Source organism: Xenorhabdus yunnanensis (assembly GCF_028598805.1).
GTDB classification, from domain to species: Bacteria; Pseudomonadota; Gammaproteobacteria; order Enterobacterales; family Enterobacteriaceae; genus Xenorhabdus; species Xenorhabdus yunnanensis.
Genome location: NZ_JAQRFI010000016.1, coordinates 59,601 through 81,316, shown reverse-complemented (window position 1 = coordinate 81,316; position 21,716 = coordinate 59,601). Strand labels below are relative to the sequence as shown.

22 protein-coding genes and 5 pseudogenes are annotated in these 21,716 nt (G+C 47.8%); 10 read left to right on the top strand and 17 right to left on the bottom strand.

The features are described 5' to 3' along the window. The first annotated feature begins 3 nt into the window (after nt 1-3). The 6 genes and pseudogenes from PSI23_RS09100 to PSI23_RS09075 all read left to right on the top strand — a co-directional run bounded on the left by PSI23_RS09100 (nt 4) and on the right by PSI23_RS09075 (nt 4,019). Nucleotides 4-1,238, top strand: a pseudogene (locus PSI23_RS09100) (DUF2169 family type VI secretion system accessory protein). Then, complete coding sequence (locus PSI23_RS09095; protein WP_273554790.1) at nt 1,231-1,593, top strand: DUF4150 domain-containing protein; 363 nt, start codon at nt 1,231-1,233, stop codon at nt 1,591-1,593. Before PSI23_RS09100 ends, PSI23_RS09095 begins: the two are co-directional and overlap by 8 nt. 4 nt (nt 1,594-1,597) lie before the next feature. Then, nucleotides 1,598-2,365 (top strand): hypothetical protein, encoded by a 768-nt coding sequence (locus tag PSI23_RS09090; RefSeq protein WP_273554789.1) that lies wholly within the window; start codon nt 1,598-1,600, stop codon nt 2,363-2,365. A 92-nt stretch (nt 2,366-2,457) separates the two neighbouring features. Beyond that, on the top strand, nt 2,458-2,832 hold the full coding sequence (locus PSI23_RS09085) for a polymorphic toxin type 15 domain-containing protein (RefSeq protein WP_273554788.1): 375 nt from the start codon (nt 2,458-2,460) through the stop codon (nt 2,830-2,832). Between the two features lie 104 nt (nt 2,833-2,936). Continuing rightward, nucleotides 2,937-3,572, top strand: a complete 636-nt coding sequence (locus PSI23_RS09080; RefSeq protein WP_273554787.1) for a GAD-like domain-containing protein — start codon at nt 2,937-2,939, stop codon at nt 3,570-3,572. A 99-nt stretch (nt 3,573-3,671) separates the two neighbouring features. Beyond that, on the top strand, nt 3,672-4,019 hold the full coding sequence (locus PSI23_RS09075; RefSeq protein WP_273554786.1) for a GAD-like domain-containing protein: 348 nt from the start codon (nt 3,672-3,674) through the stop codon (nt 4,017-4,019). Here the strand turns inward: PSI23_RS09075 and PSI23_RS09070 are convergent. Continuing rightward, nucleotides 3,964-4,892: pseudogene (locus tag PSI23_RS09070) on the bottom strand (IS630 family transposase); the annotation flags it as partial. The gene PSI23_RS09075 and the pseudogene PSI23_RS09070 overlap by 56 nt on opposite strands. A gap of 172 nt (nt 4,893-5,064) precedes the next feature. On the opposite strand from PSI23_RS09070, the gene PSI23_RS09065 reads away from it, so the two are divergent. After that, entirely contained in the window at nt 5,065-6,003 is a 939-nt protein-coding gene (locus PSI23_RS09065) for an IS110 family RNA-guided transposase (RefSeq protein ID WP_273554785.1), read from the top strand. Nucleotides 6,004-6,066: 63 nt separating this feature from the next. Here the strand turns inward: PSI23_RS09065 and PSI23_RS23200 are convergent. Both PSI23_RS23200 and PSI23_RS09060 read right to left on the bottom strand, forming a co-directional pair. Continuing rightward, nucleotides 6,067-6,189, bottom strand: a pseudogene (locus tag PSI23_RS23200) (IS110 family transposase); the annotation flags it as partial. A gap of 21 nt (nt 6,190-6,210) precedes the next feature. Further along, complete coding sequence (locus PSI23_RS09060; RefSeq protein WP_273554799.1) at nt 6,211-6,441, bottom strand: Tn3 family transposase; 231 nt, start codon at nt 6,439-6,441, stop codon at nt 6,211-6,213. A 247-nt stretch (nt 6,442-6,688) separates the two neighbouring features. On the opposite strand from PSI23_RS09060, the gene PSI23_RS09055 reads away from it, so the two are divergent. Further along, on the top strand, nt 6,689-7,426 hold the full coding sequence (locus PSI23_RS09055) for a class I SAM-dependent DNA methyltransferase (RefSeq protein ID WP_273554784.1): 738 nt from the start codon (nt 6,689-6,691) through the stop codon (nt 7,424-7,426). A 208-nt stretch (nt 7,427-7,634) separates the two neighbouring features. Here the strand turns inward: PSI23_RS09055 and PSI23_RS09050 are convergent, their stop codons facing one another. Further along, on the bottom strand, nt 7,635-8,768 hold the full coding sequence (locus PSI23_RS09050; protein ID WP_273554783.1) for a PfkB family carbohydrate kinase: 1,134 nt from the start codon (nt 8,766-8,768) through the stop codon (nt 7,635-7,637). 697 nt (nt 8,769-9,465) lie between these two features. Here PSI23_RS09050 and PSI23_RS09045 point away from each other — a divergent pair. After that, a complete protein-coding gene (locus tag PSI23_RS09045; protein WP_273554782.1) occupies nt 9,466-9,588 on the top strand; it encodes a hypothetical protein in 123 nt (40 codons plus the stop codon). A 315-nt stretch (nt 9,589-9,903) separates the two neighbouring features. On the opposite strand, the gene PSI23_RS09040 is transcribed toward PSI23_RS09045, so the two are convergent. The 13 genes and pseudogenes from PSI23_RS09040 to PSI23_RS08980 form a co-directional block, all read right to left on the bottom strand. Continuing rightward, on the bottom strand, nt 9,904-10,479 hold the full coding sequence (locus PSI23_RS09040; RefSeq protein WP_273554781.1) for an Ig-like domain-containing protein: 576 nt from the start codon (nt 10,477-10,479) through the stop codon (nt 9,904-9,906). Continuing rightward, nucleotides 10,469-11,149, bottom strand: a complete 681-nt coding sequence (locus tag PSI23_RS09035; RefSeq protein WP_273554780.1) for an Ig-like domain-containing protein — start codon at nt 11,147-11,149, stop codon at nt 10,469-10,471. Before PSI23_RS09035 ends, PSI23_RS09040 begins: the two co-directional genes overlap by 11 nt. An 18-nt stretch (nt 11,150-11,167) precedes the next feature. Further along, nucleotides 11,168-12,865 (bottom strand): inverse autotransporter beta domain-containing protein, encoded by a 1,698-nt coding sequence (locus PSI23_RS09030; RefSeq protein ID WP_273554779.1) that lies wholly within the window; start codon nt 12,863-12,865, stop codon nt 11,168-11,170. A gap of 103 nt (nt 12,866-12,968) precedes the next feature. Then, entirely contained in the window at nt 12,969-15,725 is a 2,757-nt protein-coding gene (locus PSI23_RS09025) for a conjugative transfer ATPase (protein WP_273554778.1), read from the bottom strand. Beyond that, nucleotides 15,725-16,125: pseudogene (locus PSI23_RS09020) on the bottom strand (TIGR03751 family conjugal transfer lipoprotein). The gene PSI23_RS09025 and the pseudogene PSI23_RS09020 overlap by 1 nt, the downstream one beginning before the upstream one ends. After that, the gene (locus PSI23_RS09015) at nt 16,113-16,469 is read right to left on the bottom strand and encodes a hypothetical protein (protein ID WP_273554777.1); all 357 of its coding nucleotides are present in this window, start codon (nt 16,467-16,469) and stop codon (nt 16,113-16,115) included. Before PSI23_RS09015 ends, PSI23_RS09020 begins: the two are co-directional and overlap by 13 nt. Then, entirely contained in the window at nt 16,469-17,881 is a 1,413-nt protein-coding gene (locus PSI23_RS09010; RefSeq protein ID WP_273554776.1) for a TIGR03752 family integrating conjugative element protein, read from the bottom strand. The genes PSI23_RS09015 and PSI23_RS09010 overlap by 1 nt, the downstream gene beginning before the upstream one ends. Continuing rightward, on the bottom strand, nt 17,871-18,704 hold the full coding sequence (locus PSI23_RS09005; RefSeq protein WP_273554775.1) for a TIGR03749 family integrating conjugative element protein: 834 nt from the start codon (nt 18,702-18,704) through the stop codon (nt 17,871-17,873). Before PSI23_RS09005 ends, PSI23_RS09010 begins: the two co-directional genes overlap by 11 nt. Further along, entirely contained in the window at nt 18,701-19,357 is a 657-nt protein-coding gene (locus PSI23_RS09000; RefSeq protein ID WP_273554774.1) for a PFL_4703 family integrating conjugative element protein, read from the bottom strand. The genes PSI23_RS09005 and PSI23_RS09000 overlap by 4 nt, the downstream gene beginning before the upstream one ends. Beyond that, nucleotides 19,354-19,710: a TIGR03750 family conjugal transfer protein gene (locus tag PSI23_RS08995; protein ID WP_273554773.1), complete on the bottom strand. Its 357-nt coding sequence runs from the start codon at nt 19,708-19,710 to the stop codon at nt 19,354-19,356. Before PSI23_RS08995 ends, PSI23_RS09000 begins: the two co-directional genes overlap by 4 nt. A gap of 10 nt (nt 19,711-19,720) precedes the next feature. Beyond that, nucleotides 19,721-20,053: pseudogene (locus PSI23_RS08990) on the bottom strand (TIGR03745 family integrating conjugative element membrane protein). Nucleotides 20,054-20,139: 86 nt separating this feature from the next. Next, entirely contained in the window at nt 20,140-20,376 is a 237-nt protein-coding gene (locus PSI23_RS08985; protein WP_273554772.1) for a TIGR03758 family integrating conjugative element protein, read from the bottom strand. Beyond that, nucleotides 20,373-20,705 (bottom strand): integrative conjugative element protein, RAQPRD family, encoded by a 333-nt coding sequence (locus PSI23_RS08980; RefSeq protein WP_273554771.1) that lies wholly within the window; start codon nt 20,703-20,705, stop codon nt 20,373-20,375. Before PSI23_RS08980 ends, PSI23_RS08985 begins: the two co-directional genes overlap by 4 nt. A gap of 151 nt (nt 20,706-20,856) precedes the next feature. On the opposite strand from PSI23_RS08980, the gene PSI23_RS08975 reads away from it, so the two are divergent. Next, nucleotides 20,857-21,549: a DUF5710 domain-containing protein gene (locus tag PSI23_RS08975; protein ID WP_273554770.1), complete on the top strand. Its 693-nt coding sequence runs from the start codon at nt 20,857-20,859 to the stop codon at nt 21,547-21,549. Nucleotides 21,550-21,716 lie beyond the last annotated feature (167 nt).

Sequence of the window (21,716 nt, the reverse complement as noted above, 5' to 3'; positions counted from 1 at the left end):
ACGATGGAATTCAGAAACCTGACCCCGTTTTCTGTCATTAATTACAAAATGCTGGATACCGAAGACGAGGAATATCAAGTTGTTGCCATGAAAATCGTCTATCAGCTCCAGCCTGTTGGTTCGGGGCATTATCAGCCTGTACTGGCAGCCCCTTATGGCGAACTGACGGTACAGGATAGTTTTTCCGGCGAAATGAACCAGTCATCGGTTTTGCAGGAAAGTGATTTGGCACCGCTGAAATTCAAATGTGATGTGATTGTCAATGGTGTCGCCTATGCGCCAGGGGGGAAGCCTGTGAAAAAATACCTGTCCGGTTACAGGTCACCACGCATGACGGACAAGCACTGATCGATAAAACCCTGCATGTCTGGGGAGAACGCGAGTTTCAGCGTACATCACAAGGCGAATGGCAACTGACACCGCCCCAAAAATTCACGACGTTAGCGGTGGATTACCGCGATGCCTTTGGCGGGGAATGCAAAGTGTATGAAAAGGATGACGCGGCTGCCTCCGTGCCCGAAGAAACCCGCCTGACCGACACCCAGCGGGAACAACACCCGGAAAAAGACAATGCCCCCATTGCCCATGCAACATGGGAATACAATCCGCTGGGGACGGGCTTTATCACCCCGTGGTATGCGAAGGCAAAAGATCTTGCCCACTACCCGGCACCGCGCATTGAACACCCTGATGCCCCGGTAACGGCAGACCACTTTACACAGTGGCTGAATTCACCGCCGTCCATCACGGAAAAGATCTGTCATCCTGCGGGACTGGGTATTATAGGGCGTGCCTGGCTGCCCCGCCGCATACTGGCAGGCACCTATGATGAACAATGGCTGAAAGAGCGCCATCCTTATCTCCCCGATAATTTTAGTTTTCGTTACTGGAATAACGCGCCGGACGACCAGCAAATTGACTTTCCCGACCCTGATATCCGTATCAGCCTGTTCAACCTGACCCGTGACGGTGAATTACATGTGCAGTTACTGGGGCACCGGCCGCTTATCCTGTTGAGAATGCTCAGTGGTGAAATGATCCCGGAACGGATGTACGCCGATACCCTCATTATCGACAGCGAAACGCTCACACTTTCCATGACTTACCGTTACCACATTGAAGCCGCATCGCCTCTCCGGGTGATGGAAGCCCGTTTTGAAATGGACCCGGATGCACCGCTGATAAGAATGGCGTCACCTGATGACAAAGACGAAAGGGAGATACTTATTTATGGCTGATAACTACGTTGCCCGGACAGGCACCCAGTGGATGGTCATCAGTATTTTGCCGGATGTCTGTAAAACCCCGATTGGCGCATCCACACCCCCTGTTCCTTACCCCGTGATTGCCAAACTGGCCGACAGTGATGCGATAGTGAAATCCGTGCGCACCAATGGCAAGCCTGTGGTGGTTTTTGCACAATCATTCGTTCCTCAGACGTTGGGCGATCAACCCGGTGTAGCGAATGGCGTCAAAAGCGGTACGGTGGGCGGCAAATGCCATCCCAAGACAGATGAGCATTCGAAAAGCGTGCGTGCCGGTAATAAATTGATACTGCGCCACGGTGACAAATTCTGGATGAACGGGGCATAAGGATATGGCTAAAATCAAAAAAATCCCGCCTAAATCGGCGAGTGATGACCCATTATGGAAAAAACGGGCGCATGACGATGCCCCGACCGGTGAGGGGAATACGTTAGGGGAAATTACCGGGCAACCGCCGAAATCGACTGAGGTGCCTAAAGAAGCTAATCCCGTTATCAAGCCGAATACCCAAGATGAAGGCGGGTTTTTGAATGGTCTAGCTAAGGTAGGCAATGCTGTGGTAGATGCCGGAAAAGCTGTGGGTAACGCAGCGGTAGGCGTGGGAACAGGTATCGCAAAAAATCTGGGAAATACTGCCATGGATGTTGGAGAACTCGCATGGAAAGGTATTCAATATGCCGCTGCGTCAGAAATGGAACACTCAGCAATGATGCAGGGTGCCTGGGGTAATGAGGCGGATTCGAAGCAGCTACGTGATGCCGCCAACGCTGTCAGAGAAAACGCGAGTAACACCAATTGGGAGCGGTATACAATGGAGGGGTCGGCAGAAGAATTTGGGGATTTCATTGCTGACTTTAACCCTAAAGGCGCAATTAAGGGTGCAGTTAAAGGTGGAGCTAAGGTGATTTCCAAAATCACCGCCAAGGGAGAAGCAAAGGCAACTACCAAAGCGGGAAAAAAAATTGAGCAGAATGCATCCAAAGCCGATGCCAAAAATGACAAACCGATTGAAGATGCAGGAAAGCCGATGCCAAAAATGACAAACCGATTGAAGATGCAGGAAAGCCGAAGGAACCACCTAAAAAGGGTGGTAAGGTAAAAGGGGTTAAAAAGACTAAAGTGCCGTGTTTTTCACCTTATAACAGTAAACGATATAAGAAGTTAAAAACGGAGAAAGAACGGCAGGCGTTTTTGAAAGAGTATGCAGCTCAGCTCCGTAGGCAGCAAGATGCCATTAATAATATGTCACCTGATGAGTTTAAAATTGCCAGGGATGCTTATAAGAAAAATAAACGGAATAGTTTGGCAGGGAAAGCACAGGAAGACTTTAGAGACAGTGCGAAAGGTGAAATAAAAATAAATATATTTAACAGCCAGATAAAAAAAGGAACCTCAGTAAAAGAAGCTAAAATAATATCACAAAAAAAAGCAGACGAAATATTCGATGGATTGGCCGCACTGCACGAACCAGATATGGTCGCAGGTGGTTATGGTCAATATTCACCTAAGAAGATGGGTGATACCGGAATTAACAGTGCCATAGGAGGTAGTTGGAGAGGAAAATGAATAAAATCGCTAGATAATGCTGCTAAAGAGGCAATTGACAGTGGGTTAGGTGACGCTAAAATGAACGTTCAATTAGAGTTATGTCGGGGTAAAGGGAAAAAATAATGCGAGACGAATTTTTTGAGTGTTTCATTGATGATTTGGGTGAAGCAACCCAACATAAGCCTGTAGCATCTGACTCTATAGATAAATGGCTGGGAAAACTGCCTGGGCAATTATTATATTATTGGAAACATGAAGGCTGGAATAGTTATCAAGACGGTATGTTTAGCATTGTCAATCCCGACGATTATGAAGATATTGTTGATATGTGGTTAGAAGATACCCCATTTGAATCTATGGATTCTTACCACGTCATCGCCAGAAGTGGTTTTGGTAAACTATACCTCTGCGGCGAACAAACCGGAATTAACTTAACACTTGATTGTGTTTTTAATACCTTTTTTTATTCTCCTAAAAGAGCTTATAAAAAAGAAAAGAAAGAATTAGATCACGATATATCTTCTTTTTTTGCTGTAAAATCAATCGACGATATTGATTTAAAAGGCGGCACAAAAACAGGTATCTTTGCCAAAGCTGTAGAAAAATACGGCCTATTAGGTGAGCACGAAATATTTGGTTTTGAACCTGCCATTATTTTAGGTGGCGAAATAAAACTTGAAAATGTCAGTAAATTAGATATGCATATTCACCTTGATATCTTACGACAATTTTCTGACCCTGATATTTTCGAAATTTAACTTTCTATTTCTTTGATATTTATCTATTGATTAAAGTGGTTGTATAAATAGCCACTTTTTTCTTATATTTGAATTATGTCGAGGTAAGGGGAAAAAGTGATGCGGGATGAAGATTTTGAGCTTTTCATTGAAGATATGGGAGAGGCTACTCAACACAGAGTAGTACCTGACGAAGCTATGGATAAATGGCTGGGAAAACTGCCTGGGCAATTATTATATTATTGGAAATACGAAGGTTGGAACAGTTATAGAGATGGATTATTTAGCATTGTAAACCCTGATGACTATGAAGATATCGTTGATATCTGGCTGGAAGATACTCCATTCGAATCCATGGATTCTTACCATGTTATTGCCAGAAGTGGTTTCGGCGATCTTTGTTTATACGCAATTAACTTGAAGATGGAGGTTTTAAAATCTGAAAATTGTCAGTCAGTCGAGTCGTAAGTTCTTTCGCTTTTTCTGGCAAAGTGACATGAAAAAAGTGACGAAGGGTTTCACGGAACGTCTTCGCATTCGGAAAATAAACATTATTACGTACTTGCTCATTCATATACTTCCACAATCGCTCTGTCGGATTGAGGTTTGGGCTGTAAGGTGGTAGGTAATGCAATTCAATATTAAGGACATACGCAATCTCTTTCACCAGTTCTGCCCGGTGGTAACCCGCACCATCCAGGATAATATGGATTTTTTGCGAAAGCGGGTAAGTTTCCCGGATCTCCCCGAAGAAATACGCGATGTTTTTAGCATTAATGCTCGGATATTCACGGATAACAGTGTCTTCAATCCGTTGTAAATTGAGGACCCCCAGAATATTGAGACGGGTACGACTGCCGGTGGTTTCGACCACTTTTACCTGATTTTTTCCTGCTTTCATCCAGCCATAACTGAGCTTTGTGGACTGTGAAGGATGCACCGCATCAATAAATAGGATCGGTTCATTCTGACCCGCTCTGTTTTTCAGCGACTGGTAATCATCAATAAATTGTTGCTGTTTATCCGCATCGAATTTATGAGGAACTCCCTTTGGTTTTTGTAGCGGAAACCCTGGCAGTGAAGCTATTTCGTCATTCCGCCCACGCTGAAAGACACCTGCCAACGTGATCGGACACAGGCCACAATTTGAGCGGTAGTGTGCATCAAATTTGCCGTCAAATAATCAATCAGGTCGACGATTTGTTCGGCTGAGAGATGGCTTTCAGAGCCGCCATTGGCTGGAGTGAGCTTTTCCTGAGCGATGAAATCTTTTAGGTGACGGCTGACCGTACTTTCATGAATACGCAAGGCCTGTGCAATCATCTGAGCTGTCCAGCCTTGTATCTTAAATATAGGTTAAAATAAATACGATTAAATTTGGCGCGGTGTATGCAGCCTGATCCAACCTGGGGTTTTAAGCCCGTTCCGAAGCGATTGGCGCATACACTGAGCCACTCATCTGAAACCCGAACAGTTGTCCGTCACCCATAACGAATTTACAAGGCAGGGTAATATGAGTCAGCCAAATCCACTTTGTGTCGGCATTGATGTTTCCAAAGCTTCATTGGATATCGCTGTTAGTGCAGGCGTAGAGGCATTCACTACGAGTAATGATTCTGAGGGTGTTGATGCCATTGTGTCTATATTGAAGCAACAGGCAATTGCACCGATCCTGATGGAAGCAACCGGAGGGCTAGAAGCGGCAGTGGCATGTACGTTACAAGTCGAAGGTTTTGATGTCGCTGTCATTAATCCCAGACAGGCGCGTGATTTTGCCCGTGCCATGGGGTATCTGGCAAAGACTGATCGCATTGATGCCAAGGTATTGGCTCAGATGGCGGAGGTGATAAATCACCATCCGGAGCGGAAACGCTTCATTCACGTGATACCTAATGAAGAACGTCAGGTTCTGACGGCAATGGTCGTGCGCAGACGACAGTTAATCACCATGTTAGTGGCTGAACGTAATCGTCTGCATTTATCTCATCCGCGGAATCGAAAAAGTATTAACGTGATTATTGAGGCATTGGGAAAAGAGTTGTTTCGCCTGGATAACGATATGAATAACCGTATCAAAACGTATTTTAAATCTATCTCTGAAACACTCTGTAACGTCAAGGGAATTGGCATGACTACCACCGCAGTATTGCTGGCAGAAGTGCCCGAACTGGGCAAACTCTCACGTCGCGAAATCAGCGCCCTTGTGGGTGTTGCCCCTGTTAACCGTGATTCCGGGACTATGCGGGGTCGACGAACTATCTTTGGTGGACGAGCCGGAGTGCGTACTGCACTGTATATGGCCACACTGGGGGCAACCCGGTTTAATCCAGTGATTAGGGCGTTTTATAATCACTTGCTAGCGGCAGGGAAGGTCAAAAAAGTAGCGCTAGTTGCTTGTATGCGTAAGCTATTGACTATCCTGAACGCTATGATCAAGAAGAATGAGGAATGAAATGAATCGTATCATCACATCACCTCATAAAAATATCGTTTAAGACAGATACTGTGTTTTCTGTCAAACACAATGTAAGCTTTGATCAAAGCTTTTCTCTGTTTTAAGAACCCCAAACGCAACGTGGATGAGCTTGCGCATCATCGCTCCGATGATTAACTTTGGCGCCTTTCCGGCGGCGGTAAGACTGGAACTAATTTGACTGTCTCATGTGTATTTCGCACTATTTCCTGGCTCCATTTCTCTGGCATAACTGCCCCAACCATCGGTTGTGATGAAACGGATGTGAAAAAGGGCCAATAAGTCGAGCAGATATAAGCACTTAATCAGCCGATCATACACATGAAGGGCTAACTGTGTTCTATTGTTCCGCTTGTTGCCAAATAACTTCCTGATCACTGTGCTTTGCTGGGTAGCCTGACGGCTGGGTAAACAAATGGTGTGCCGAATAGTTCATGGTGGCGCAAAATATACTCAGTTTTCATCACAGACAGGTGACTCTCTGCTTAAAATTGGGCAATGCTCTTGAATATAGCAACATCTGATTATTTTTGATTTAATTCAACCAGATTGTTTATCGTGTAAAATTAATCACGTTACAAAAATAATTATATCTAATTATTTCATGATACTTTATCTTTATAAAATAGTACCCTTATTCTATTTTTTATCAGGAGTCATAATAATGGAAGAGCAAGCAAGCTATGATTCAATTGGAGAACATTACGAACAGTTTTCCAATACGGTAGCCCAGCGACAATCTGAGCTTCGGGATATACTCAACATGGTCGGTGAGATACAAGGAAAGTCAGTTCTGGATCTAGCTTGCGGATATGGTTATTTTGGGCGGGAATTGCAGCGCCGTGGGGCTTCAAAAGTGGTTGGTGTCGATATCTCTGAAAAAATGATTAAACTCGCTAAAATCAAGTCAAAACTGTATGGTGATAATATTGAATTCCATGTACAAAATGTATGTGAAATGAAATTAGATGAAAAATTTGATATCATCATCGCCGCTTTTTTATTCCACTATGCAGAATCCACAGAAGAACTGGAAACGATGTTTCAAGCAGCCGCTGAGCATTTGAAACCTTCCGGCAAATTGATTGCTTATATGGCATCACCTGATTATCGGTTAGGAAGCGGAAACTGTGAGAATTATGGTTTTAAGATTTTGAGCGAAGAACCCTGGAAAAATGGCTTCCGTCACCAGGCAAAATTTCTGTCAACCCCCCCAAGCCCTTTCACGTTTTACCGTTGGAGTCGTGAGAGCTATGAAAAAGCGCTTAAAAAAGCAGGATTCGATCATTTTAGCTGGCAAAAACCAACCGTCCTAGAAAGCGACTTAGAACGTTATCCTCAAGGTTTTTGGGATATTTATTTGCAGAATTGTGTTCATACCGGACTTATTTGTCAGTTTTAGGTTCGTTGTCCATTACCTCCGCATTAATGGATATATTTCATTTCATCGAACATAAACCCTTCCTGTCTTTTCAATTAGTGAATAATACTTATTATACAGGAAACATTGAAAAAATTGCCGGGTTTCCGCCCGGCTTTAGCCAAATACTCTAAAATCTTTTTATTTTTATAATGTCGGCGGGATGAGTCATGTTATTTCACAATTATTATTAACGATATGAATCCAATACCAGCAAATTTTCAACATCGAAGGGCGACAGAGTTAGTGAATAAGTTAATTCAGTAGATAGCACAAGTGCAGCACAGCGTTGGGCGAAATATACACTTTCCTTAAAATCCATACCTGCTAACGCGCAATGAACTAATCCCGCCATCATTGCATCACCGGAACCCGTGTTATTGACAATATCAACAGGAAATGCCGGAGAGTGGCCTGATACATAATCCAGCTCACTGTAGTAAACACCGTCAGCCCCCATGCTTAAAACTACCCGCTGTACTCCTTGTTCATGAAACCATGATGTTACCAACTTAGCCTCTTTTATTGAGTTAATTTTAATGCCACTGATTTTTTCTGCTTCCAGCCGATTGGGTCTAATCGTATGAATATATGATAGCCAGTTACATACTATGCCCGCCTTATATGACGAGACAGGATTAACAAATATGGGCACATTACCTGAGTTTTTAAATAACCATTCCAGAGCATCTTCTTTCAAATTGCAGTCGATACTCAGTATTCCCGCTCGCTCAATGAGAGCTTTAGATTTATTTAGCAACTCAGGAGTGAGTTTTTTCAAAATATCCATATCACTCACGGATGTGTGCGGTTCACCATGACTATCAACTATTGAATGATAAATTGAAGTTCTTTCATCATTTAGTTTATGAGAATGGCTAAGATCAACACCGGCTAACCTGGTTTCTCTAAACAGTCTTTTTCCATATGAATCATCACCAAAAACAGAAATTAAATAACTGTCATTCTTTAACGCGGCAATGTTATGCGCCACATTTCGGGCAACACCACCTAGCGTATATTTTGTTTTCCCTGGGTTGGAATCTTTCTTTAATAATTCAGTCGAAGCGAAGCTGGTAATATCCATGTTGGAAGCACCCACCGTTACGGCATAATTTCCACTGGAAAAAATGTATCCTTTTCCTTTTATATGCCCTTTTTTTTGTAGGTTAAGGATATATCCTGCGACGCTTGAACGACTAACGCCAATAATATCAGCAATTTCTTTTTGGGCGAGAAAAGGATTTTTCCTGAGAAGTTGTAATATTCTAAACTCCAGATTATCCATTTTTCTCATATCATGCCATTTATTGTTTTTAAACATAGTTGTTTTTATTCCATTAATTAATGACAGTAAAGCGTATTTTTATACATTATGCTGGCAGTGAGAAAGTGATCGAAAACTCAATGATATATTATTTATCGTTAAAAATGTGATTTTACTCTTAAATTTTTACCTGAAAAATAACCAATTAACGGAATTTTAAAACACTTAGCGTGGTAACCATATTTTATTCTAACCTATTTCCATAAAAAACAATTAGTTGTATTGTGACTGCATTATTCTTAGCATTTGTCTTTTCTTCTGTTTTAATTTTATTCTGTAAATGAAATGGGAATTATCAGTTACATTGAAATGTGATAATTAACACACTTTCACCAACATGGAATATTGGTCCACAATTTTATTGCGGTGAAATATTTTTTATATTGAATAAGGTTTTTTATTATACCATTAAATTTATTTAATTATGTCATCACCATGGGTGCTTTACATTGTTAGTATGTTACTTATATAAATGAAATATTTTTTTCATCATAATAACCAATATTTATTTATATTTAACTAACTTTTTTATTAGTGAGGGCGAATAACTCGTTAAGAACTCCCCATCAATCGACCGATATCTGTCAGGTCAGGGATGAGAAAAACGTAATACATGGAGACGGATTGCTCGAGAAAATCTGTTGATCCAAAGAAATGAGCACTTGAAACGATAAGCATTTTTCTGGGGGAACCTGTGTCTGAATCAGGATCACCACTGGATATGATGCCGTATCCAAGAAAAGGCATTCAAAACGAAGAAAAAATAGCGGCGTTTCAAGTGACTGCTCAAACAGCCGCTCATTTCTCTTACAGGTAAAATAATGGAATACTCTGTTCAATACTGCTACTTACCACACGCAAATGCCGTCATCGCCCAGGCATTTCTCACCCACCGGTCTGTCTCTGCCCAAAATGCCCATTTTGCCTGATACTCTGCTGAGCCCGAGCTGGCTGCAAGGTAGTCCGTTGATGTCACATAAAACTCACTTACCCAGCCATCATAAAGATAAAAATTACCCCATTCCTCATAGAACTGTTCGAGCGCATATTTGGAAGCAATTTGGCTGCCAAGTGATTTACAAATCTGTTTTACATTCGAGTAAAAATCTTCCGTCAGACCTGAGCGCTCAAACTAGGTATAACCCGTTAAAGTCAGGACTGCCTGTTGCCCCGCCTCATCGGTGCCCGTGAGTCTTACACCATCAGGGCGTTGCTGCACCATCACCGTATCACCCAATACCGTGACTGATGAGGAATCGCTCTGCCAGTTCACTCTGCCTGTATTACCTCCCGTGATAATGCGAAATTTCGCGCCACGCCAGAATACTGAAGGCCCCCGGAGACCAAAGGATTTCTGGTTAGCATTGCCACCCTGACTGTCAACAGCAACAGTATCAACAATGCGTAACGGTGTGATAAATTCCACAACCGGAGACACAATCTGCTGCTCACCAATCTGAGCAGATACCGCACCCCGGCCTGCATGGTGACTGATAAAGGTGGCGGTAGCTTTCCCCTGACTGACTGTCCGGTCATCTGCAAAAATCATTTCACCAAAATTCCCCGACCAATAGACGATTTTATCAGGCACACCCTGACCATGAATATCTGTCACTGTTACAGTAAAGGTCACCCGGTCTTCGCCATCCGCTGCCGCACGGGTTTTATTGACACGGATTGCCGATGAGAGAACTTCATCAAAAGTCACAACTAGGCGCTGCCACCTGATTATCTTCAACCAGAATCTGAACCTGATGCAGCCCCGAAAATGTACTGCTCAGCTGAATCTGTGTCTGCCCCTGATTATCAGTTTGTGTGCGCTCTGAAGACAGCACACCGTAATCCGTTTGCCAACCCACCGGCTGATTTGCTACGGTTAACCCCAGTGAATCTTTCACCATAGCCGTTAACACAATCGCATCCTGCCCATCACCTTTAGCCCGGACTTTGTCCACCGTGATAGCGGGTTTCAGCAAACGTTTAAAAATCACCGAAGGGGCATTGAGGGTTTTTCCTGACACGTCTGCTTTCACTGTTGCCATCCCTGCGGTGCGGCTGACTAACCGGGCTGTTGCCTCCCCCTGGCTGTTTGTCTGTTCCTGCCTGTCCAGCAGTTGCCCGTTATCCACTGACCACTGTACTTTACTGTTGGCAACGGGTTGATCCGTTGCATCGCGCACGCTCACCGTATAAATGATGCTGTCCTGACCATCAGCCATAGCGGTTTGTTTGTCCGCCTGAAGCGTATGCGTTAGCGAGGCAATAAAGCGAATTGGAGAAGCCATCACCGTTTCACTGCCGACCGCCACCGTCACTTCTGCATTTCCTGACACCCGGCTGGTTAAATAAGCCGTGGCCTGCCCTTTCGGGTCAGTCATTAATGAAAATGAGGAGAACTAGCCAAGATTGGTCTGCCAGCCAACGGCTTGATTTGGAACAGGTTGACCGTCGGCATTTTTAACCGTGACAGTCAGAGACGCCATGGCTTTTCCATTCGCCTTAACGCTGTGCTTATCAACGGTAATCACGGGTATCAGCACCGCATCAAACTGTACCGAAGGCGCCATGGTAACGTGCTCATCGACAGCAACGCGTACGGTGTGCAGACCCTGCTGACGGCTGCGGAGCACAACCGCTGCCTGCCCCTGTGCATCCGTGTTCTGCCGGGTTTGGGCTAATTCACCTTTATCACTTGACCAAACCACGGCCTGATTCGGGACAGGAGTGCCTTCCTGATCGGTGACAATCACGGTATAGATCACACGGTCATCACCATCGGCTTTTGCCTGCGTTTTATTCGCTGTCACCTGTAATCGTTTTTCGGTCGGCAAACTTATAATCATCATGTCTGCCCGGTTGGAGCGATTACCCCGGCTGTCGATGGCTATTCCCGCAAGCCGAACAGGTTTTTCCGTGGCTTTCGGCAACCGTAACGTCACTTTCTCCGGCAACTGATAAAGCATTTTTCCGCCTGCCTGTTGCAATTCAGCCGTATCCAGTTCTAAACGTGCCAGCGGATATTTGGATTGGATAATCGGTACAAAGGTCACTTCCTTGCCTTCATACCCATTAACGGATGCCGGAAAGCCTAGTGTTATCAGGATCTGCTTCTGATAATCCAGCACCATATCGCTACGCCGGTTCACAAAATCAGATTGACCGGCTCTCAGGCTGCGCAATGGTGCCACAGCCTCTGGATCAAGCTGTTGGCTGAACGGAACACCCAATTGATAATTGAGGTTCAGAGTAAAACGGTTCTCATTGACACCTTGTTTACCCTGCCGAAAATCTGCGCCCAGTGTCACTAAGGGGACTGGCGTGTAAGTCAGCCCAGCGGTGACGCTATACGGATTTTTCTGGCGTTCTGATTCCCCCAATAATGCAACCTGCTGCCCGTAATATTGTTCATACTTCAACTGCCCGCCCCAGTGAGGAAAAGCAAGCAAATACGCTTCAGCCTGAATATCCCAGCCATTGGCCGGTCTTGCATCAAAATCCGTGAGCCTCGCGGTTTTCCAGTGAGATAAGCGCTGGTAAAGATTGGCGGACAATTTGACGTTATCATGCCAGGCCTCTAGCCCAAGACTGTAACGGTGATGCTGCTCCGGCCACAACGCATCCCAGAAGACATTGGCACCCCATAACCAATTATCGGCGACATAACGATAGCCAAATCCGACTGCCGTTGTTGTCTGACCGTGGTGGTTTTTTACCCCTAACTGGCTGAATGCAGTACCCGAAACTGGTTGATAAAAAGGCAGCAACCAATCAAATGAAATGTCTTTTAACGAAAAATGATTGTCGAAAGGGAGTGTGAGGCGGGCATTGCCGTATTGATTTAACCACGGTGTCAGTGTCGACGCCACCGCAGACGTTAACTTCTGGGCGGCCATTGTTTTTACCGCTTCGTTGGGGGATTGCAATTGAGTAAGTTGGCCCCATTGGGCGGTGATTTCGGCCAGTTTTTGTGCCTGCGGGTCTTGGTTTTGATCTTCTGGCATAGCCTGACCGGGAAAGCTCAGTGACAGACTTAACAAGCTGATAATCAGAGATTTTGTTCTATTGTACCAAGTGGACTGGATTTTTTGCACCACGAGTTGTTACCCTTTTCATTCATGCTGAAAGGGGTAACATGCCGAAAAAACAGCTTAAGTACCGCGCTTAATTCTTTTTTCGAACATGAAAATTAAACGACTGTCACCCATTGGATTCAAGACGTAATCCCCGCGCAATATCCATTTTTCTGGCCACCAAAACCGCCGCTTCCAGTTCACTGCACTGATGCGCCCGCATTAGTGCCCGTCGCTCCGCTTTTTCTTCTTTTTCCGTCATCCCCAGTGCCAGATAAAGGCTGGGTGGCACCACCCGAAACAAGGCTTCGATTTTTTTCGCCAGCACCACCCCTTCGGTATAACAGCGGGGGAGTTTACTGGCGGAGAGCAACACGGCTTTTTGTTCTTCCGTCAGTTTCTTAAAGCGGGCGATTTGCTCCACTTCATCCGGTGGCATGGTCAGACACAACCACCATTCGGCCATATTCAGCATTTTTTCAGCCGTATCCGGGTAATCGGCGAGGTTTTGGGTTGCGAGCCACAACCAGGCCCCCAGTTTACGCCACATCTTGACGACTTTGGTCATATAGGGAGAGAGCAGCGGGTTGGTGGTGGTGATATGCCCTTCATCAATCACCAGTTGCAGTTCGCGATCCTGATACTGGTCGCGTTCCGCCAGATTATTCACGGTGTTAATCAGTGACACCATCGCCAGTGCCATCTGTGCCGAATAGTTTTCTCGCGCCAACGTGCCTAAATCAATCAGAGTGACATCCATTTCCGGCCACGGCGTGCCGGGGCGGTTAAACAGTTCCCCTTCAAATTCCTGCGTGAACATTGACATAGCGCCGGCCATTTCATCTGCCCGTGCCCGTCGGTGTGCCGTGATTAAAGGTTGTCCGTGTTCATCCTGCTGATGATTGCGGGCGATAACATAAAGCGCATTTTGTAAGTCAGAGGCCAGCATCTGGCGTCCCTCAGCATAGCTGGTCTGTGCCGCCATCATAATGGCTTCGCGGATCAAACCTCGGTCGGAACGGGTCAACCGTTCTTCCTCTTTTTTTTCACCACCGGTGATCATCAGTCGGGCGGCAATTTCCATTTCGCCCAGAATATCACGCTGTTCATCGCCTTCATCCTGCGATTCATCCGTATCAGGAATATCGGCTTCATTAATACGCAATTGTTTGGGACTCAGTTGCAGCAGCTGATGCGCATCGGCAAACAGTGCCAGACTGACGCCACAACCCGGTTTGATGCCGATTTTATTCACGGTCAACCCCAAGCTGGCGTAATAGTCTGCCAATAAACCAAAACTGTTGCCCGCTTCGACAATAAACAAGCGCGGACGATGGATGGCCATCAATTGCACCAGGGAAGCACACAGGGTCGCGGATTTACCTGCCCCGGTCGGGCCAAACAGCAATAAATGAGCATTTTGAGTGCGATCCTGCTTGTTCATCGGATCAAAGATCAACGGTGCCCCACCGCGATTAAAAAAGCTGAAACCCGGATGCCCCGTTCCCGTTGAACGACCTGTCACCGGCAATAACCCGGCCAGATGTTGCACCCAGTTCAGACGGGTAAACCAGTGTTTTTTGTCCTTCTGCGGGTTAAAGCCCATCGGCAAAGCGCGTAAATAGGCATTCAGCGGGGACACACTGAATGCCGGCCGCACGGGCTGCAATCCGGCGGTCAGCAGCGTTGAGGATAACTGGTGTACCCGCTGAACCAGATCAGCCAAATCCTGGCCGCGAACCAGAAAGGTCAGTGCACTGCGGTACAGTTTATGCCGCCGCCCCAGCAGTTCTTTCACTTCCTGTACATCCTGTCGGACACGTGCCGATTCGGTGTTCTCCCCCACCGCATGTTTTGCCAGCCGGGTAAAATTCTCTTCCAGCGTATCCTGTGCCTGCGCCACGATGGTCAGGGAGACTACGGTACCTTCCGGCATCATATCCATCAGGGCATTGATATTATCCCCCCGTTTCACTTCGCCCGTAAGCGTACCCGGCTCAGGCGGGCGGCGCAGACGTTCAACCGGAATGGCTTTATGTGGCAGGCCATCAAACCACCAGAGTCCGTTTTCGGGATCAGACACCGGCGGAGTAAACCACAGGCTTTCGGCAAAATCATTGTTAACCGGGAGATCGGAAGGTGTAGGTGTTTCATAACTTACCGTGCGGTAGAAATCGGCTTTTGCCATGCCCCAGTCCGGGGCCGGATTAAAATGACGCAGCAACCAGCTGTGGATCTGCTCACCATCTTGCCGAGTTGCCACAATCCCTGCAGACGCCGGTGAGGAGACCAGCCGTTCGCAGACCTGATTGAGTGCCGCCACCGACGATACAGTTTGATGGTGTGCCTTCGATTTATGAGCAGGCAACCAGCGGTAAACGGCCATTCGGGTCTGGCGCTGCTGCCCCCGCCACGGTTGCCCGGTGATTAAGCTATCCTGAAATATTCCGTCAGGCTGGGCGATGCTTTTCAGGTGACGTGCCGATTCTGCCAGAAAAGCCTCGGTAAAGGCCGTGCCCTGCGCCCACGGTTTCACATAGTCCCGCAAGGTATCGAGATAATTGGAAGGATCATCTTCATCCTGACAAAAAAACTGCACCACCCACGGTGAAATATCGTCTTCTTCCAGACTGTCCTGAATCGCATCTTCCAGCTGATCCCGAATCTCAATCAATCGTTCAAGGGGACGACCTTCCGTTGCCACGGGTTCAATACGGTAAACCGCCCCCACGGAAATACCGTCGTCCAGCAACAAACATTGCCCGTCTTCCAGATATTCCACCCAAGGGAGATAATCGATGATGGAAGGGTTAGCCCGGTAAACCGCAGCCTCATCCGCCTCACGCAGTTGGCTGGGGCGATTCAATGCGTTAATGTTTTGCATTACAGTACCTCCGTGCGTTCACCCGGCAGGGCATACTGCACCTGCTGATAAAACGGGAACACCGTACTGTATCCCGGTATCGGTGTATTGCCTGCGGCCAGATGCGGATAAACATACATCACCATATCGGGATTGGGTAAACGGGGAAACTGCTGGCTGATTTCATGCTCAACCGAACGACTGTAATGGTAAGGTTCTTCCCGTGCCCGGTTTCGTTCGGCAGGGGTTAACACACGCGCAGGGTTTGTCTTGCCTGTGCTGCGCTATGGCCTGCCTTGTTTCCCTGCCACATCGCCAGCACGGTCTGTTCGCCGGCAGGGAGTAAGGCCTCTTTCGACGTCGAACAGCCTGCCAATAACCCCGCCAGACACACTACCCAACCATATTTTATTTTCTGCATGATCCAGACTCCGTGGTACCAATGGCAGTAAACGTGGCAAATTCGGGGTGCACTGCCAGCTCGGATAAGGTAAAAGGCTGGCGTTCCCACTGCTCAGGCTGAGCCTCTGCGTTGCCCTCAACAATCGCCTGCCATTGCATTTCCGTCAGACGAAAGACAGTAACATCGCCGTCACCAAGCAACCGGTATTCCCTGCCAGCTGAGAGATATAACCGATACTCTTCTTTATCGACAAAACGCCAGTCAAGCTGAACCCGCGCGGGTTCAGACAGACACGTAACGGGCACTTGCAGGCAATAAGGCTGGCTGGCACTAAACAGCCATTGAAAGACAGGCTTTTCCATTAATCTAATACATCCTGATGATTATATTGGGTTGACTCACTCAAGCCGTAACGCACCTTACGTCCTTTCGCTTCGTAATCAATCGCCAGCGGTTGTGTGATATGCACCACTAACCGGGCACCGGGCGGGACGTAAACTGCATCGAATGTCTGGCTGTAGCGTTGTTTGAGCCACTCACTCATCTCATTCATGCCGCCTGCCACGGCTTTGCCAAGTGCCGCCTGTCCCGCATTACCGGTTAACGCTGACGTGATACCACCGGTGCCGCTGGTTTGGGCAGTTTGCTGACTTTCGTTCAGGACATCGCCGGCGGAATTCATGGCTGACAGCGCAAACAGGGTCGGCAGATAGGTGCTGGCGTTGGATTTACGCTCACCACTGATACAGGGAATGCCATTTGCATCAGACAGCCAGCCGATCCCTTGCTGGTTTTGCCCAACCCCCGGCAACGTGCGTACCATGCCATCCTGAAAAACAAAGGTGATGGAATTGACCTGCCCACGCACGCAAGCCAGTGTCCAGTCGCCACTGGCCGAGCCGGAGACAACAGCACCTTCCACCTCTGGCAGTTCGATACCGTTGGCGGTCAGGTTGTCTTTGCCGATAAGAATTTTGAACGGATACGGATCAGTGACCGTGCCATTCACCGGAACACGGCCTAATAACGCGGTCATCGCCTGACTGCCCACTAAAGTGGCATTTTCAGGCAGGGTATAGACCGGTTTTTCCTTTTCTTCCTTAAGCGAGGAATTTTGTGGTGTATTTTGCCCAGTTGTCGATTGTTCACTTACAAAAGAAGTCGGAAATTGCGCCGTAGTTTTTCCATTACCCATAGCTTGCATATCTGAAGACTTTTCATCAGCAGGGGGCACCCAGATAAGTTCATCCTGCCCCCTGACTGGATGGGCAGAATACGGACTACCGGTCAGTCCCAACCCAAGCGGCATCTGATTATCCTGAGAAGGCAAAGGCGTTGAATTTAATCGTTCCGTCAGCAAATCAATCTGTGCCAGTACCCCCTGCTGCTCATCCTGTAACTCGCGTCGGCGTTGTTCATCTTCCTGACGGATGGCGGCAACGGCCGCGTCTATTTGCCCCGCGACATCGTGACGCTGACTTTTTAACTGGTCATTTTCTTTCCGCATATCGGCATTCTGCTGGTCTAAGCGTTTCTGCTCTGCCCGCACGGTATTGAGCGTCCCGACCAGCGTGCGCAGGGTATCTTCCGGTGTATCCCCGCCGACCCCCAGTGCCTGTAACTCTTCTGGGGACAGGCTCGCCAGTGCATTATTTTGGGTTGTATTGGGCGCTACATTTTCCGTTGAGCTGCAACTTTTAATGCCGATAAACCCGCCGACAACCAGTACCGTCGGTACCAGTATTTTCACCAACGCATTGGATTTAACCTGCATGACGTCCTCCCGATTTCACCGATACCGGCTCAGGTATAAGGGCGTTATCCGGCAGCCCTTTTGTGACGAGATACAATACCGTGGTCTCTTCCGGTGTCCCCGCCTCACCCAGCCAACGATGCTGGAACGTTGCCGCTACAAATTTCCCTTGTAAGGCCCGTGGATCAAGGATGATTTTTCGTTGGGTGGGATTGCGCAATTTCAGTGCCACGACGGTGTGATTGTGCAATCCCCAGCCTGCCAGCGGAGAAATCTCAATCGGCTCTGACGGATAGAGGGTGGAGATGGTTCCGGATAAATGCAGGTTCACAGGCTGAATACCCGTAACCGGCTCTACAGTGCGTAACGGTGCATAGAGCTGCTGCGCCGCATAGCGGGTTAAAACGACCGGAACGGGCACCGACAATTCAGGTTTACTCTGGGACTGTGATTGTTCTTTTGAGACCGGTTTTTTTTCATCCGAATAAATAATGCGTACCGGCTCTGTTGGCCCCGCTTTGGCAGCCGTAATATCCAGTAAAATTATTTCGCCATTTTCACTGTCCTGCAATTGCAGGCGGGTTTGCGGGAAGGCATTGTTGGCTTTCAGGTAAATCGCCCCGCCTGCGCTTTGTACCCGCAATTTATCGCTGAGCGACGGCGGAAAACCGACACGGACATTTCTGTCCGCAAAAATAATCCGCTCCTGACCGACTTTGAGCGCAATGGATAACGGAATACGTTCCCATTTCATCAGTTCATCGGCCTTTGCGCTGACGCTGAACAGTAAGAGGCTGACCAATCCCAGCCAAAAACTACGACAGCCAAATGGCACTCTGCTCATTGAAATACGCCCTTTTTCTCTTCCGACAGTTGTGGTATTGCCTCCAGCCGCTGTGGCATTCCATCGTAACAATCCAGTGCCAACCCGAACGGATTACGCTCGGCATCGCCCTCCCAGCGCACCACTTTCAGCGGATAGCGCACCAGCGCCCGTTTGACCGATTCGGCGTGATAATATTCATCCGCCACCAAATCCAGCCGGACTACCCAGTTATCCCGGCCATGTACCGTCACACTCCGCGTCCCATAGCCCCGGCCGGGAATTTCATACACCACGCGCACCCGATCAAGCAGCTCGCCACTGTCGGCACGGGTTTTGGCATCTTCCCATAGAAAATCCTGACACGCCGGCGTCAGATAAGGGGATAAGGCGTCAATTTTGGCCGGATAGTCCTGTGCGCCATTTTTCGGCCAGGCATTCAGTTGCTGGAAAATATAAAAGGCAAAGCTGTAGACACTGGGGGCAGGCACTTCCCACCACGGACGCGTACTGCCAGTGCGTAAGTCCGGCGGATTATGGATGGTGAGATTACGCGGTGAAGCCATCCAGCCGCTCAGGGTCAGCAGCAATACCAACACCAAAATACCGCACGCCACTCGCAGGGTCAGAATATGCTGATCCCGATTTTTCACCGCATGACGAAACCGGCTCATCGCAGGCTCCTGCTACGGCGCAACGACCAGCCCTGAGCGGCAATAATCAAGGCCGGATCACCGATACCCAGTCGGCGTTTTTTCTCTGCCAGCTTCAGCCAGATATAATTTTCCGGCTTGCCACGCTTGAGGTGTGCGAGCCAACGCCCGCCAAAGCTTACCAGTAACAAGGGCATGACCAACATGCCGGTCGGGAGCATGACCCAACCGGCTAATGGGAGCAGGGGAATACTGACTGCCAGTCCGAGCATGACCCCAGCCAGTGCGGCCAGTCCCATCTCAGGCGTGGTGAACCCGCGAAATACCACCGGTTCGGCGTTTAAACGGTCAGGTAAGAAAGTGATCGTCTGCATGGTGATCACCTTAAAAGATAATGCTGGCCGATTTCGACAGCAACCAAATCACGGCAACCAACAGCACCACGCCGACCACAACGATGGCACCAAATTGGGTCCAGGTCGATTTGCCATCCCGCACTTCGGAAAAGGTTTCGACGGTGGCCGAGGCGACCTTAAAGAACGCCACTGCCGAGAGGATCAACCCGCCAATCACAATGCCATCCTGCGCGTACCCTTTCGCCTGCCCCAGCAATCCGCCTCCGCCACCACTTTTGGGCGGTTCGATAGCCGGTAAATCGGCTCAGGCTGATTCACAGGAAAGCCCAAATAACAGCATGAGTGTACTAACCCGTGTCATTAGGTTTGTTCTGATACAGCAACAGAATTTAAAAATGTGCTTCATGTTCCATCTATTCCTTTTCATTGTGTTTATTGCACATTGCACTAACTGGCAAACATCCAGACAGCCACGACCAGCAATACCGCGGTCCGGATGGCAAACTGGCTGAGGGTCTGATTACGTACTTTTTCATTCGCCCAGCCGTTCCAGACATCCACCACAGCCCAGGCGGCCCACAGAAACAACGTGGCCAGGAAAAAGCCGACACACACCAAATACAAAAAAGTGACATCAAAGTGTCCTGAGGCCACTTCAAAGGCATTGCGTTGTGCCGGGGTCATTGCGGATGTTCCTGACGGTAATCGCCGGAGATGGGTACGGGATAACGGGGCTGATCGCGGGAAGGCATTAAGTAGTGATCGATACCGGCTTTGAGGGTGTTGAGATCAGCCCTGATGCGTGAATAATCAAAGTGATAACGAGGAAGTTCTGACAGGTCAAGTTGTTTTTCGGCGATACTGGCGCGCTCCAGTGCCATCTGTACCTGCTCAATCAGATGTTTGGCACTGGCCAGCTCATCTTTCTCAGCCGCCTGAGCCAGCGGTACACACAACACGGTTAATCCCAGCAGACAGGCCGCACTGGATATTGAAGAAAAGCAACCACACATAAAAACTCCCCTCGTCATGGATTTCAGGGTGCGAGAATGCGGGGTTTTTTACTGCCGGTCAGCAATAAACTCTTTATGCTTTGGTGAAAATTAGCTAAATAGTCTGACTAATTTATTCAGCCAACACTGATCAATGAAGGGAGCAAGCAATATGCTGCGGATTGATTTACACGTCCCCGATGATGACTATGAGAAGGTACGCAAGTTGGGGGCACACTGGGATGCGGCCGCCCAAATCTGGTATATCGACAACAGTTTTGACCCGGAGCCATTTATGCAATGGCTGCCGTTCTACAATGTCCATGCGGAATACTGGTATCTCGCGCAAACCCGGACTGCGTGCCCGCACTGCCATGAAGACACCACCGTCACCGCGTTTATGCTGCCTGCCGGACACCAGCTACTGGAAGCCGACAGCGACGATGAACCCGGCACGGAAATAGACTATACCGAGCAGGATAGCCCGGCATTTTTGTTTTATATCGCTGATATCCCGGCTATCGTTCGTAATGTGCTGCCCGGCTTTCATCACACGTTGCGCAAAGCTGTCAGCCAACGGCTGCACCGACAGCACTGGATAAACCACTGCGAACACTGTGGCGCACAACAGGACGATACCGATATGTTTGCGGAAGTCGGCGGCGCATTTTTCCCGACTTCCAAAGAGCAGGCGGCAGCTATTCAGCTGCACCGTATTGACCAGCCATTTGTGGGGTATTGTGAAGATACTTCGCACGAACATTACTGTTTCAATCCAAAGGGAAGCAACCGGACCAGTCAGGCCTGTGACTGGTTTGAGTCGATGACGCAGGTGGTTAACAATCCATCCAGATATTGCCATTAATTCAGTCTTAACATCCAGATTTGATGCGTTTTTTTGCGACATCAAATCTGGATTTTTAATGATAAAAATTGCCGCGGGTTAATAATATAATCAAATAACTGCCGATATAGTCATTATCACCCACAAGCCCAATGGCTCTTGTTTGTTAACAAATCTATTTGAGCTAC